Origin of the sequence: Herbiconiux sp. SALV-R1, assembly GCF_013113715.1 — a bacterium.
GTDB lineage: Bacteria > Actinomycetota > Actinomycetes > Actinomycetales > Microbacteriaceae > Herbiconiux.
Window position 1 is genome coordinate 4036598 of the sequence record NZ_CP053344.1, and the last position, 14529, is coordinate 4051126.

Sequence of the window (14529 nt, forward strand, 5' to 3'; positions counted from 1 at the left end):
GTTCCGTGACCGAGCACCGCATGTTCGCGCCGCGGCGCGAGCGCTACGAGCGCGAGCAGGTGATCACGGCGGTCGTGTTCCTCCTGCCCGCGCTCGTGGTGCTCGGGGTCTTTGTGATCTACCCGATCGTCGCGGCCGGGCAGATCAGCCTCACCTCGTGGAACGGCTTCGACCCGGTGAAGGAGTTCATCGGCTTCGACAACTACGCCCGCCTGTTCAGCGACCCCGAGTTCTGGAACAGTCTCCTGGTCACCTGCGTCTACGCCGTCGGCGTGTGTCTGCTGTCGGTGGCCACGGGCCTCACCATCGCCCTCCTGCTCGACGCCCCGCTCCGTGGCCGCGGCTTCTACCGAGGGATCTACTTCCTCCCCGCCGTCACGTCCTCGGTAGCGGCGGCGATCGTCTGGAAATACATGCTCGATCCGGCGGGCTTCGTGAACGGGGTGCTCGCGCTCGTCGGCATCGAGGGCCCCGACTGGCTGCAAGACCGCTGGCTCGCCCTCGGCGCACTCACGGCGCTCACGGTGTGGAAGAACCTCGGCTTCAACGCCATCCTCTACCTCACCGCTCTTCAGGCCCTCCCGCAGGGGGTGTTCGAGGCGGCTCAGCTCGACGGCGCCGGCTTCTGGCATCGCCTCCGGCACCTCACCATCCCGCTCCTGGCGCCGATGACCTTCTTCGTCGTGGTGCAGGCCCTGATCACCAGCTTCCAGGCCTTCGATCTGGTCTACGTGCTCACCGGAGGTGGACCGCAGGGGGGCACAGAGGTGCTCGGGATGCTGATGTACCGCGAGGCGTTCCGTCTCGGTGACTTCGGCTACGGAACCGCAATCGCCTTCGTCACCCTGGCACTCGTGCTCGGTGTCTCGCTCGTCAACTGGCGAGCATCCGGCGCGGGAAGGTCATCGCTCCGATGAGGCGCTCCACTCGACTCAACCTGGTGCGCCACCTCGTGCTCATCGCCGGCTCGGCCGTCGTGGTCGTGCCCTTCCTGTGGATGTTCACCACCGCCCTCCAGTCCCGGGCGGAGACCTACACGAACACCTCCATCCTGCCCACCTCGTGGCACTGGGAGAACTTCGCACAGGCATGGGAGGCCGCGCCGTTCGGCCAGTACTACCTGAACAGCATCGTCATGTCGGCGGGCATCGTCACCGGGCACCTCGTGCTCGATGCGCTCGCCGCCTACGCGTTTGCACGGCTGCGCTTCCCGTTCCGCAACACGCTCTTCGTCGTGCTGCTGGCTGCGCTCATGATCCCGACGTTCGTCACCATCATCCCCGCCTACGCGATCGTCGCAGACCTCGGCTGGATCGACACCTACTGGGGTCTCATCGTGCCGCGCCTCGCCGACGTGTTCGGCATCATCCTGCTCCGCCAGTTCTTCGCGTCCATCCCCGTCGAACTCGAAGACGCGGCGCGCATCGACGGCTGCAGTCGCGTCGGAACCTTCTTCCGAGTGATCGTGCCGCTGTCGAGGCCGGCGTTCGCCACGCTCGCGATCTTCAGCTTCCTGTTCGCCTGGAACGACTTCCTCTGGCCGCTCCTCGTCACCAACACGGATGAGGTGCGCACCATCCAGATCGGTCTCGCTTCATTCGTCGGCCGCTACGGCACGTCGTGGAACTACCTCATGGCCGGCACCCTGACGGCGACCATCCCGAGCATCGTCGTCTTCCTCTTCTTCCAGCGCGCCCTCGTGCGCGGCATCGCCACGACAGGACTGAAGGACTGATGGGCACACCCGATTGGGTCGCTGACGCGACTTTCTACCAGATCTTCCCCGAGCGCTTCGCGAACGGCGATCCGTCACTCGACCCGCCAGGCGTCGAGGCGTGGGGAGCGGAGCCGACGCGGGAGAACTTCTTCGGGGGCGATCTCGCCGGTATCACGGCGCACCTCGACCACATCGAGGCGCTGGGTGCGAACGCCATCTACCTCACCCCGATCTTCGAAGCCGACACCAACCACCGTTACGACGCGAAGGACTACTTCGCGATCGATCACAGGCTGGGCGACTTGTCCGCGTTCCAGACCTTCCTCTCCGCCGCTCACTCCCGTGGAATCCGGGTCGTGCTCGACGCTGTGCTCAATCACTGCGGCGACGGGCACTGGGCGTTCCGCGACGTGGTCGAGAACGAGCGGGCATCCGACTATGTGAACTGGTTCTCGGTGGAGGGCTTCCCGGTGTCACCCCACCCGGTACCCAACTACCGCACGTGTTCGGGTTGCTACTACCTGCCCAAGTGGAACGCGTACAACCCCGAGGTGCGCGACCATCACTACGAGGTGGCACGGTACTGGCTCGAGCAGGGGATCGACGGCTGGCGGCTCGACGTGCCGTACTTCATCAACCACAGCTTCTGGAGGGGTTTCAGGAACGTCGTCAAGGAGTTGGGCGACGACAACTACATCGTGGCTGAGGAGTGGCGCGACCCGGAGGAATGGCTGCAGGGCGACCTCGCTGACGGCACGATGAACTACACCCTGCGTGACCTGGTGCTCGGCTTCACCGCCGACCGTTCCCTGACCGCCGGGCAGTTCGCCGAGGGTATGAACCGGCTCACCGAGCGCATCCCCGAGGGCTATCGCACCGGGATGCTCAATCTGCTGGGGAGCCATGACACCGAACGGGTGCTCACCCGGCACCGCGGCGATCACCGTGCAGCGCTGCTCGCTTACGCTCTGCTCTTCTCTTCGGAGGGCGCACCGATGGTCTACTACGGTGACGAAGTGGGGCTCGAAGGCGAGAATGATCCCGGCTGCCGGGGGACCATGCCGTGGGACGAATCCGTGTGGCAGGCAGAGCTGCTCGACGAGCTGCGTCGTCTGGCCCACGCGAGGAAGGAGATCCGAGCGCTTCGTAGGGGCTCGCAGCGGGTGGCGCCTCTCGGCGTGGATACTGTAGTGGTGATTCGGACGACCGACAGTGGCGAGACCGCCGTGATGATCGTCAATCGCGGTGAGCCGATCGCTGTCGGACGGGACGATCTGACCGAGCTCTCCTCGGCAGCGCGGTGGTCCCGAGCGGACGGGACGGCCGTTCTGAGCTCCGGCGAGTCCCTGACCATCGAGGCCCGCTCAGCTCTGCTTCTCACTGCGCGAACGGATGCTCGGTGAACGGCCGCGCTCGGCGGGTGACGATGCAAGACGTCGCCGACCGCGCCAACGTCTCGAAGACCGCCGTCTCACTCGCCTTCAACAACTCGACGCGACTGTCGGAAGCGACGGTCAAGAACATCCTCGAAGTGGCGGCAGAACTGGGCTACGCGCAGGATCCGGCGGCTCGGATGCTGCGCACACGTCGCACTGACAGTCTCGGACTCCTGTTGCCGCAGCAGCTCGATCGGGTGCTCGAGAACCCGTACTACACCCAATTCCTGCAGGGCATCGGACAGACGTGCCAGCGAGAGGGCTTCACGCTACTGCTCGCTCCGCCTCTTCGTGGGTCGATGCTGAAGACGATCCCGTACGCCGCGGTCGACGGCTTCATCGTGAGCGGGTTGGAGTACGACCGCGGAGAGGTCGATGCCCTCCGTCAGCGGCGCATCCCGTTCGTGCTCGTCGACAGCGAGTTCCACGGCGATGTTCCGTCCGTCGAGATCGACGACAGCGAAGGCATGGAGAACCTCGTGGCGCACCTGCTCGATTTGGGGCACCGGCGTATCGCACTCGTCGCCTTCGAGTCGGGCTCCGGTGGTGGTCACCAGGGCTGGCGCGGACCGGTGCTTCGTCGCATGCAGGGAGCCATCGCCGCGCTTGCGACACGGGGCCTGTCACCCGAGAGTGAGGGCATCACCCTGGTCGAGGTTCCGTGCACGCGTGCCGGTGGAGCCCAGGCGTTCCAGCAGCTCTGGGCCGCTCCTGTCGACGAACGCCCCACCGCCATCGTGACGTTCAGCGACATCATCGCGCTCGGGGTGCTCGACGCCGCCCGAGAGGCGGACGTGTCGGTGCCGGGCCAGGTGTCGGTGAGCGGTTTCGACGACACCGTGGCTGCCAACTGGGCTTCGCCGTCCCTCACCACGGTGCGTCAACCCATCGAGACGAAAGGCAGGCTCGCGGCGGAGTACCTCGTCGAGGCGATCTCCTCCACCGGCGAGCCCGCCATCCACCATCAGCGTCTTCACACCGCCCTCCTCATCCGCGACTCGACGGGTCCGGCCCCGACCACTGACGCGACCCGGTAGGGCACCGGGGTACCCTACCGCCGACGTCACTCGAGGTGACGCCTCCGCAGCGTCCCGATGGCAACGACCAGTCCGCCCCCGAGAAGGGCGCAGCCGGCAAGGGTGCCGATTGCTGGCGCTACGGAGCCGGTGCTGGCGAGGCGCCCGCCTGACCCGGCCGCTACGGACCCGCCGGACGATGCCGAACCTCCCGCGCTACCGGCGCCGCCGCCGGGCGTCCCTGTCGGGGGCGCGGGTGTCGATGTCGAACCAGGGGTCGTCGGGGTGGGAGTAGCGCTCGGGGTGGGGGTCACGGTGGGTGTGGGGGTCGCGGTCGGCGTCGGGGTCGGGGTGGGAGTGGGTCCGGCGGCCTCGATCACCATCGTGTATTCACGACTGTCTTGGCCGGCGACGTTCGTCGCGGTGACCGTGAACGCGAAGCGGCCGGCCTTCGTGGGGGTGCCCGCCAGGGAGCCGGTGGCGGCGTCGAGGCTCAGCCCCGCGGGCAGGCTGCCCGACGTCACCGTGAAGCGCGGCGCCGGTGAGCCCGACGAGGTGATGGTGAACCCGGAATACTTCGTGCCGACAGTACCCGCGGTCGGCGTGCCCGACGTGATCGTGGGTGCGACGGCCGTGGCGGGGGCGATGACGACCGCGTAGTCGAGGCTGTCGGCCACGCCGACGCCGTTCTCGGCCTTGATGGTGAACTCGAAGCGGCCGGCGACGGCGGGGATTCCGTAGATCTCGAAGGTGCGCTCGTCGAGGTTCAACCCGGGCGGAAGCGAGCCGCGCGAGACCGTGAAGGTGGCGGAAGGGCTGCCGCTCGCGGTGAGCTGATGGCGCGGGTAGGCGACGCCCACGGTGCCGTTCGGTGGAGCCGCCGACGTGATCACCGGTGCTGTGGGAACCGCCGGGGTGACGGTGATGCGGTAAGGCGCAGCCCAGGCCGTGGGCGACCCGTTCGAGGCGCTGACGGTGAAGTCGAAGGTGCCGCTCGTCGTGGGTGTGCCCGTGATCTCGCCGGTCGAGGCGAGCGAGAGGCCAGGGGGCAAGGCGCCGCCCGTCAGGCTGTAGGTCATGGTCGTGGGCAGTCCCACCGCCACGGCCACGAGAGTGAACGGCACTCCGACGGCGGCGGTGGAGGTGGTGAGCGACACGATGATGGGGCTGGCCGCGACCTCGTAGGTGGCGAGATTCGCCGCCGACATGCCGGAGGTCGTGCCGATGACTCGGTGCGACGCCGGGTCGACGGTCGCGGTGCTCAGCGCGCTGGGAAGCATGGTGGCGTCTCCATCGGCCGTGAGCGTGTCGAGCCGCAGTGCATGGAGCCGGCCGCTCGTGGTGACGACGTAGTGCAGGAACGCCGTCCCGTCGCTCGACACGGAGGCGACGGGGGAGTCGAGCGCGGCGGAGACGTTCAGCCGGGTGGGGAACGAGTCGTAGAGTGCGACACGGTTCTCGGTTCCATCGACGGTGGAGACGACCAGCCCGCCCGCGCCGAGCGACAACCCCGTGGGTGTCGCCGCTACCGCCACAGACGCGCCGGCGACCTTGCCCGTCACCGGAGTGATGGTGCGCGATGCCTGGCTCGAGACGTACACACGGTGATCGCCCGAGGAGACGACGACGTCATCGGGCTTGCCCGCGAGGGCCACCCTGGCGGTGGAACCGGTGCCGAGATCGATGATGGAGAGGTCGCTCGAATCGGTGTTCGCCACATAGAGGGTCTTGCTGCCCTCGTCGACGGCGATGCCCTGGCCGCCGAGACCCGTGGTCGACAGGGTGCCGACGATCGTGTTGGCGGTCGGCGATGCGGGGTGGCCGTCGACGACGGTGACCGTGTTGTCGACATGGTCGGAGACGTAGACCTGGTGGGTGTCGGGATCGACCGCCACGTCGACGGGATCAGACCCCAGCGGCACACGCGCCAACGCCCTCGGGGAGGCCAGGGAGATGTCGTAGACCACCAGCTCGTCGCTCGGGTGGTCGATGGCGTACGCGCGGCCGGTGACGGCGTCGATCTGGAGCTGCGTCACCCGCTTCGACGAACTGTCGGCGAGGGAGCCGGTCTGCGTGAAGACCACCGAGCGAGCACCACCCGCTGCCAGGGCGGGCGACTCCGTCGCGGCCAGCGAGGCGGCGACACCCAGTGTCACTAAGACGCTAACGGTGACGACGGCGGTGAACGGATGAGCCGAAAGGCGACGTTTCCTCGAGAACATAGCCCGAGGATAGGTCACAAAGGAGTGTGGCTGCAACGCTTCATCGCCACGCGCTCATCGATACCGGTCACGGGGAGACGACGATTTTGAAGGACGCCATGGCGGACGTAGCGCTGCCGTTCGAGGCCGTCACCAGCAGAGAGTGCGTACCGGCGGCGCGCGGTGTACCGCGGATCTCGCCGGTGGCAGAGTCGAGCACCAAGCCCGAGGGTAGTTCGACGGGTTTGACCGAGTAGGAGACCGGGCCGGGGGAGGCGACCGCCTCGATGCGGGCGCGGTAGGGCATGCCGATTCGAGCGGGCGGGAGGATGCCCGGCACGAACGCGGGGCTGGCCGCGACGCCAAGGAGGGTCACGGTAGCCGTGCGGCGATCGGTGGTGACGAGGAGGAGGCGGTGGGTGGACTGCTGCACCGTCACCTGGCGGGGCTGACCACCGGTCACGGGCGGTGGGGTGAGGGTGAGCTCGTCGAGCGCGTCGAGTCCGAGGGCGCGCAGCTCGCCGGCCTCGGTGCGCACGAAGACGAGGCGCAGCTGCGCGTCGACCGCGACACCGCTCGCCCGGGCGCCCAGGTTCGCCGAGGTGGCGAGCTCGTGGAGGTCGCGGTCGTAGGCGCGCACGCGGAAGACGGAGCTCGTCGGCGCGAGCTCGTCGGTGGCGACGAGCACCCGGTCGCCGACGACGCTCAGGCTGCGCGGCGTCGCCCCGATCGCCGCGCGGGCACCCGGAGCACCGCCCACGATCGTCGAGACGCTCGCCCCACCGGCCTCGGCCACGTAGACGGTGTGGGTGATGGGGTCGACCGCCACGTCGGCGGGCGCGTCGCCCACCGGCACGAGGGTGGCGACGCCGGTGTCGAGGTGCAGCACCGTGACCGTGTCGGTCGCCTGGTTCGCGACGTACACGGTCGACGAGGCGCCGTCGACGGCGATCGCCTCGGCGTCGACCGAGCCCGTCGGGAAGGTGGCGACGACCGCCGGTGTGGTCGCCGTGGCGTCGATGACCGAGACCATGTCGGCGACGTCGTCGGCGACGACGACGCGGTGCCCCACGGTGTCGACCGCGACATCGCTCGGCGATGGGCCGAGGCGCACCGTCGCGACGCGGGAGAGGAACGACGGGCCGATGTCGAACACGATCAGCTCGTCGCGGAGCGTGTCGAGCGCGAAGGCCCGGCCGATGCCGTCGTCGAGCACCAGCGCTCCGGGCGCCGCCGGCCCCGAGGTCGCGACGGAGTCGAGCGCCGCGAGCCCCACCTGGCGGTCTGACGCCGCGTGGGCGCCCGGCGCCGAGGCGAGACCCGAGGCCCCCACCGCGGCGAGAACGCAGACCCCCGCCAGGGCGATGCGGGCCGAACAAGTCGTCGAACGAGTCGTTGGCATGCCCCCACGGCGAAGAACGGATGCGCTAGGCTGTTTCATGACATGACGATAGCTCAGCAAATGATGGGAGGCAACGCACCCCGCGCATCCGGAAACACCGCCGCAACACCCGCGCAGTAGGGTCAGGGACATGGTTGACCTGTTCGACGGCTACGGCGCCACCCTCGCCCCGGCCAAGAGGCGCGGCAGCGCATCGCCGTGGGACGAGATGTTCCCCGAACCCAAGTCGCACGACCCCGTCGAGGCCCGCGCCGCCTACAAAGACATCTACAACGCCCTCGCCCGCATGACGCAGGAGGAGCTGCGTGGCCGCACCGACGCGCTGGCGAGCTCCTACCTCGCCCAGGGCGTCACCTTCGACTTCGCCGGTGAGGAGCGGCCCTTCCCGCTCGACGCCGTTCCACGCGTCATCGCGCAGAGCGAGTGGGTCGACGTCGAAGCCGGTGTCGCGCAGCGCGTACGCGCGCTCGAGGCCTTCCTCGCCGACATCTACGGGGGCCAGGCCGCCGTGCGCGACGGCGTCATCCCGGCCGGACTCATCAGCTCCTCCAGCCACTTCCACCGCGAGGCCGCGGGCATCGTGTCGCCGAACAACGTGCGCATCCAGGTCTCGGGAATCGACCTCATCCGCGACGAGAACGGCGAGTGGCGGGTGCTCGAAGACAACGTGCGGGTGCCCTCAGGCGTCTCCTACGTCATCTCGAACCGCCGCGTCATGGCGCAGACCCTCCCCGAGCTCTTCGTGTCGATGCGGGTACGGCCCGTGGGCGACTACCCGAACAAGCTCCTGCAGGCCCTCCGCGCATCCGCCCCCAGCGGGGTCGACGACCCGACCGTCGTCGTGCTCACCCCGGGCGTCTACAACTCCGCCTACTTCGAGCACACGCTGCTCGCCCGCCTCATGGGCGTCGAGCTGGTCGAGGGCCGCGACCTGTTCTGCTCCGGCGGCAAGGTGTGGATGCGCACCACGGCCGGCCCCCAGCGCGTCGACGTCATCTACCGCCGGGTCGACGACGAGTTCATCGACCCGCTGCAGTTCCGCGCCGACTCGATGCTCGGCAGCCCAGGACTCCTGCTCGCCGCGCGGCTCGGCAACGTCACCATCGCCAACGCGGTCGGCAACGGGGTCGCCGACGACAAGCTCGTCTACACCTACATGCCCGACCTCATCGAGTACTACCTCGGCGAGAAGCCGATCATCAAGAACGTCGACACCTGGCGCCTCGAGGAGCCCGGCGCGCTCGAAGAGGTGCTCGACCGCCTCGACGAACTCGTCGTGAAACCCGTCGACGGGTCGGGCGGCAAGGGCCTCGTCGTCGGCCCCGACGCCTCGCCGAAGGAGCTCGAGACGCTCCGCAACCGCCTCACCGCCGACCCCCGCGGCTGGATCGCCCAGCCCGTCGTACAGCTGTCCACCATCCCCACCCTCGTCGAAGACGGCATGCGCCCGCGCCACGCCGACCTCCGCCCCTTCGCCGTCAACGACGGCACCGACATCTGGGTGCTCCCCGGCGGGCTCACCCGAGTGGCCCTCCCTGAGGGGCAGCTCGTGGTGAACAGCTCGCAGGGCGGCGGGTCGAAAGACACCTGGGTGGTGGGCACCGATCCGCTCTCCTCCTCGAGCGACGGCCACAACATCCAGGGCCTCGTCGCCGAGCAGGCGGCGAACACGCAGGCCATCCCCATCATCGGGCACGGCCACCAGCCCGATCACTCGCCCGAAGACGCGCCGCGCAGCGACCAGTCGCAGCAGCAGCAACAGTCGCGCCAGGTTCCGGATGCGGTGCTCGCGCACGCTCACAAGGTTCCGGATGCCCGCCCCACCACCGAAGGCGGGGTCGCCTGATGGCCATGCTCTCCCGCATCGCGGAGTCCCTGTTCTGGATCGGCCGCTACATCGAGCGCTCCGACGGCACCGCGCGCATCCTCGACGTGCACCTGCAGCTCCTGCTCGAAGACCCCTGGATCGAGGAGAACCTCGCCTGCCGGTCCCTGCTCAGCGTCATGGGGTCTGACGTGCCCGACGACGAGCGCTCGTTCACCCGCGCCGACGTGCTGGCCATGCTCGCGGTCGACCGCACGCATCCGGCCTCCATCGCGTACTCCCTCGGTGCCGCGCGCGAGAACGCCCGCCGCGCCCGCGAGATCGTGTCGACCGAGCTGTGGGAGTGTCTCAACACCACCCGAGCACGCATGCCGCGCCGCATCGCGAGCGAGAAGACGCACGAGTTCTTCGGCTGGGTGCGCGACCGCGCGGCGCTCGCCGTGGGCATCATGGAGTCGAGCGCGTCGCGCGACGAGGCCTGGCACTTCTTCACCCTCGGCCGCTCCATCGAGCGCGCCGACATGACGGCACGCCTGCTCGCCACGCGGTCGCTCACCGAGGCGTCGGGCCCGTCGTGGACGACGATCCTCCGCTCCTGCGGCGCCTACGAGGCGTACCTCCGCACCTACCGCGGCGTGCCCTCGGCCCGCAACGCGGCCGAGTTCCTGCTGCTCGACCGGTTGTTCCCGCGCTCCATCCTCTACTCGGTCACCCGCGCCGAGCAGTGCCTCCGCGACCTCGGCCCGCGCAACGAGCGCATCGGGGTCAGCGACGACGCGCAGCGACTGCTGGGGCGCATCCGGGCTCAGCTCGAATACCGGCCGATCACCGACATCCTGCAAGAACTTCCGCGCCACATGGACGGTGTGCAGGAGGCCACGAGTGCCGCGTCGGAGGCCATCCGGCAGCGCTACTTCCCCACCAACGCCGCCCCCAGCTGGATCGGAGAGAGCGCATGAACCGGCTGCGCATCCGGCACATCACCGGCTACCGCTACGAGGGCGAGGTGCAGGCGTCGTACAACGAGGCGCGCATGCTCCCCGTGTCGTCGGAGGGGCAGTTCGTGCTGCACTCCTCGCTCGACATCTCGCCCGTGTCGTCGTCGCACCACTACGTCGACTACTGGGGCACGAGGGTGTCGTCGTTCGAGGTGCTCACGCCGCACAAGGAGCTGTCGCTCACCGCCACCTCGCTGGTGGAGGTGCGGGCGCGCGACCATGCCGCGCATCCGATCGACTGGGACGGGCTGGCGGATGCTGCGGCCGCGTCGACCTCGTACGTTGAGCAGACGAAGCAGACGAAGCTGACCGCGCCCGCCGACGACCTCGCCGAGCTGGCGGCCTCGATCGCGGCCCGGCACGCCTCGCCGTGCGACGCGGCGCTCGAGATCTGCCAGGAGATCGGGCGGCAGGTCGAGTACGTGCAGGGCGTCACCGGGGTGCAGTCGACGGCGCGCGAGTCGTGGCGCGGCAAGCGCGGGGTGTGCCAGGACATCACGCACATCGCGATCGGGGCGCTGCGCTCGGTCGGCATCCCGGCGCGGTACGTGTCGGGGTACCTGCACCCGAAGCCCGACGCGGCCATCGGCGAGACCATCGCCGGCGAGTCGCACGCCTGGGTCGAGTGGTTCTGCGGCGACTGGCGCGGCTACGACCCCACGAACCTCATCGACATCGGCGAGCGGCACGTCATCGTCGGCCGCGGGCGCGACTACAACGACATCGCGCCGTTGCGCGGGGTGTACGCGGGGCCGTTCGGGTCGCAGCTGTTCGTGAAGGTGGAGATCACGCGGGAGTCGTGAGGCGGGTGGCCGCGGCCGCGGCCGCTTCGCGCCGCGGGCGCCGCGGCGTCGGCCGAACGACGGAGTTTCGCTCGGGAGGCGGCTTGAGGGTCCGTCGTTTCGCCGATCTGGGGTGACACTCCGTCGTTTCGCCCCGGCCAGTCGGGCGCGCGGCCGAGGCAGTGGCAGTGGCAGTGGGGGTGGCGGCGTCGGTGGATGCGGTGGTTGCCGGATGGGCGCATCCGGCGTTGGCTGAGACGACACCCGGGCCGCCACCGGCGCCCGCACGACACCGACGTCGAAGGAGACCACATCATGAGCGACGACACGACGAAAGACGGACTCGGCGAGCCGTTCGACCAGACCAACGGCCTCGCGGAGGGCCTCGGCGGTGACGACGACGGCACCCTCGACGGGGGTGCGTCGGGCGAGGCCGGCGACGGCGATCGCGACGAGCCGGGCGGCCTGCTCGGCGAGAACTTCCGCGGTCTCGCCGACCCCATCGATCCGATCGCCGACGCCGACCGCGACCCCGAGGGTGCCACCCCCGAAGACCTCGACGACGCCGTCACCCCCTACAGCGAGGAGGGCCGCTGACCGGCCCGCGCCGGTAGAGCCCCCCGCTGACCGGCCCGCGCCGGTAGCCGCCCGCTGAGCGGCCCGCGCCGGTAGCCGCCCGCGCACGCTCGAACTCGATGGAGTCCCCGGCCCGATTCGGGCTGAGGCTCCATCCGTTTCCCTCAGGAGCCAGAAACTCCATCCGTTCCGGGCGCGCGTGCCCACGTTAGGGGGTCGGACGCTCCGGGCGACGGGCCGACCGGCGTGGGAGGATGAGGCATGCCAGCCCCCGACGCCGCCGCCGACGCTCCCGACCAGCGCCCCGAGCCGGCCGCGAACCCCGCACCGACCGCGCACGAGCGGCGGCGCGCGCACTTCACCGCGACCTTCGTCGACGAGGTGGGCGTCGAGATCACCTACTACGCGTGGACGGTCGAGCACCCCACCGCCGTCGTGCAGATCGCGCACGGCCTCGGTGAGCACGGCCGCCGCTACGAGCCGCTCGCCCGCGACCTGAACGCCGCGGGGTACTCCGTCTACGTCGCCGATCAGCGCGGGCACGGGGCCACCGGTCTCGCCCAGCACGGCGGCGACCGCACGAAACTGGGGCGGCTGGGGGTCGGGGGTCTGGAGGCGACCGTCGACGACATCCGTCAGCTGGGCGTCGAGATCGCTCGCGAGCATCCCGAGGTTCCGCTGGTGCTGCTCGGGCACAGCTGGGGGTCGCTGATGGTGCAGATCCTCGTGAACTCGCCCGCGCTCGTGCACTACGACGCCATCGTGCTGAGCGGCACGGCCTACCGCATGCCCGGCCACATGGACGGCGGCGACCTCACCCGCAAGCACCGCCCCACCGACGGCGCCACCGGCAACGGCTTCGAGTGGCTGAGCCGCGACGTCGAGGCGCAGCAGCGCGCCGCGGAAGACGAGCTCATGTTCCCCGCCGAGGTGCTGAAGCTCTTCGGCGTGCTCGACGGCCTGCGCCTGTTCGGTCGCCCGGCGAAGCGTCTCGCCGCCGACCGCCCCCTCCTCATCCTGGCCGGCGACGACGACACCCTCGGCGGGCACCGCAGCACGCTCAAGCTCGCCGAGGCCTACCGCCGCCGCTCCCGCCTCAGCGACGTCACCCTCCGGGTGTATCCGGATGCGCGCCACGAGGTCTTCAACGAGACCAACCGCGACGAGGTGGTCGCCGACCTGGTCGCGTGGCTCGACGAACGGGTCGGAGCGCACGCCTGATGGACTCCCTGCTCGAGACCCGCATCGTCGACGGGCCCGTCATCTGGGTCGTCTTCACCCTCGCCGCGGCCGCGTTCGTGTACCTGCTGGTGCGGCCCCCGCGCATCCGGTGGGTGCTCACCGCGCTGATCGGCATGCTCGCGGGCGCCCTCGTCGCGTTCGCGACCATCTGGGTGGTCGAGGCGATGAACGTGTTCGGCGTGCCGCTCAGCACGCAGACGGATGCGTGGGTCGTCGTCACCTTCGCCGCCATCGGCCTCGCCGTGGTGAACCTGTGGCGCTCTCGGTGGTGGCGCAAGCTCGTCGCTGTGGTCGGGGTGGTGCTGTTCGCGCTCGCGGGCACGCTCGGCATCAACGCGTACTTCGGACTGAAGCCCACGATCGCGTCGTTCTTGGGGGTCGTCGTGGAGCATCCGATCGACCTGCCCACGGCGTCGCCGCGACCCACCGACGACCCCGATGCGGGCAAGCCCCTCTACGAGACCTGGACCCCGCCCGCCGACATGCCCGCCACCGGCAAGACCGGTACGCAGGTGATCCCGGCGACGGCCTCGGGCTTCACCTCGCGCCCCGCCGGCCTGTACCTGCCGCCCGCGGCGCAGGTGGCGAACCCGCCGGCGCTGCCGTTCATGATCCTCATGATGGGGCAGCCGGGCGACCCCGACCCGCAGTACGTGGCGAAGGTGCTCGACGAGTACGCGGCTCGCAACAATGGGCTTGCGCCGGTGGTACTCGTCGCCGACCAGTTGGGCGACGAGAGCATCGACCCGGTGTGCGCCGACACGGCCGCCCTCGGCAACGCCGAGACCTTCATCACCCAAGACGTGGTGTCGTGGGCGCGGGCGAACCTGCCGATCGAGCAGGACCCCGAGCACTGGGTGATCGCGGGGTACTCCAACGGCGGCGGATGCTCGTTCAAGTACGGCGCGAAATATCCCGAACTCTGGCAGAACGTGCTCTCGATCTCGGGCGAGGAGTACCCCGGATCGGAAGACCCCGACACCGTGGTCGCCAAGCTCTTCGGCGGCAACCAGGCGGCGTTCGACGCGGAGAAGCCGTCGTCGATCCTCGCCTCGGGTGCTCACGCGTACCCCGACACGGTCGGCATCTTCACCGTCGGCGGGGGCGACCCCGCGTTCATCCCTGCCGCCCAGGCGGCATCGGATGCTGCTGCCGCTGCAGGCTGGCACACCACCTTCTACGTCATCCCGGGCGCCGGTCACGTGCTCGACGCCCTCCAGGGCGGCTTCGAGAAGGGCTTCGAGATCCTCTACCCCCGCCTCGGCCTCTCCGCCCCCACGGGCTGACGGGCGTCGGCCGCGCCGCGGGCGCCCGGCGGCGCCGACCGGGCTGCG

Annotated in this window: 12 protein-coding genes; 10 read left to right on the top strand and 2 right to left on the bottom strand. The window is 69.8% G+C overall.

From position 1 onward, the window contains the following. The first annotated feature begins 5 nt into the window (after positions 1–5). From HL652_RS19290 to HL652_RS19305, 4 genes are read left to right on the top strand one after another with little or no spacing between them, the layout of a single operon-like run. Entirely contained in the window at positions 6–917 is a 912-nt protein-coding gene (locus tag HL652_RS19290) for a carbohydrate ABC transporter permease (protein ID WP_253743475.1), read from the top strand. Continuing rightward, the gene (locus tag HL652_RS19295) at positions 914–1735 is read left to right on the top strand and encodes a carbohydrate ABC transporter permease (protein WP_171706808.1); all 822 of its coding nucleotides are present in this window, start codon (positions 914–916) and stop codon (positions 1733–1735) included. The genes HL652_RS19290 and HL652_RS19295 overlap by 4 nt, the downstream gene beginning before the upstream one ends. Next, complete coding sequence (locus HL652_RS19300) at positions 1621–3120, top strand: glycoside hydrolase family 13 protein (protein WP_253743477.1); 1500 nt, start codon at positions 1621–1623, stop codon at positions 3118–3120. The genes HL652_RS19295 and HL652_RS19300 overlap by 115 nt, the downstream gene beginning before the upstream one ends. Further along, entirely contained in the window at positions 3117–4190 is a 1074-nt protein-coding gene (locus HL652_RS19305; RefSeq protein WP_253743479.1) for a LacI family DNA-binding transcriptional regulator, read from the top strand. Before HL652_RS19300 ends, HL652_RS19305 begins: the two co-directional genes overlap by 4 nt. A 26-nt stretch (positions 4191–4216) precedes the next feature. Here HL652_RS19305 and HL652_RS19310 read toward each other — a convergent pair whose 3' ends face one another. Beyond that, positions 4217–6325 carry a putative Ig domain-containing protein gene (locus HL652_RS19310; RefSeq protein ID WP_171706809.1) on the bottom strand — a complete coding sequence of 703 codons (2109 nt, stop codon included), beginning with the start codon at positions 6323–6325 and terminating at the stop codon, positions 4217–4219. Positions 6326–6458: 133 nt separating this feature from the next. Continuing rightward, positions 6459–7772: a putative Ig domain-containing protein gene (locus tag HL652_RS19315; protein WP_171706810.1), complete on the bottom strand. Its 1314-nt coding sequence runs from the start codon at positions 7770–7772 to the stop codon at positions 6459–6461. Between the two features lie 130 nt (positions 7773–7902). On the opposite strand from HL652_RS19315, the gene HL652_RS19320 reads away from it, so the two are divergent. The 6 genes from HL652_RS19320 (at position 7903) to HL652_RS19345 (ending at position 14481) form a co-directional block, all read left to right on the top strand. Continuing rightward, entirely contained in the window at positions 7903–9618 is a 1716-nt protein-coding gene (locus tag HL652_RS19320; protein WP_171706811.1) for a circularly permuted type 2 ATP-grasp protein, read from the top strand. A gap of 5 nt (positions 9619–9623) precedes the next feature. Continuing rightward, positions 9624–10556, top strand: a complete 933-nt coding sequence (locus tag HL652_RS19325) for an alpha-E domain-containing protein (protein ID WP_171707465.1) — start codon at positions 9624–9626, stop codon at positions 10554–10556. Continuing rightward, the gene (locus HL652_RS19330) at positions 10553–11398 is read left to right on the top strand and encodes a transglutaminase family protein (RefSeq protein WP_171706812.1); all 846 of its coding nucleotides are present in this window, start codon (positions 10553–10555) and stop codon (positions 11396–11398) included. Before HL652_RS19325 ends, HL652_RS19330 begins: the two co-directional genes overlap by 4 nt. 294 nt (positions 11399–11692) lie before the next feature. Further along, complete coding sequence (locus HL652_RS19335) at positions 11693–11974, top strand: hypothetical protein (RefSeq protein ID WP_171706813.1); 282 nt, start codon at positions 11693–11695, stop codon at positions 11972–11974. Positions 11975–12214: 240 nt separating this feature from the next. Next, the gene (locus tag HL652_RS19340; protein WP_171706814.1) at positions 12215–13174 is read left to right on the top strand and encodes an alpha/beta hydrolase; all 960 of its coding nucleotides are present in this window, start codon (positions 12215–12217) and stop codon (positions 13172–13174) included. After that, on the top strand, positions 13174–14481 hold the full coding sequence (locus HL652_RS19345) for an alpha/beta hydrolase (protein WP_171706815.1): 1308 nt from the start codon (positions 13174–13176) through the stop codon (positions 14479–14481). Before HL652_RS19340 ends, HL652_RS19345 begins: the two co-directional genes overlap by 1 nt. Positions 14482–14529 lie beyond the last annotated feature (48 nt).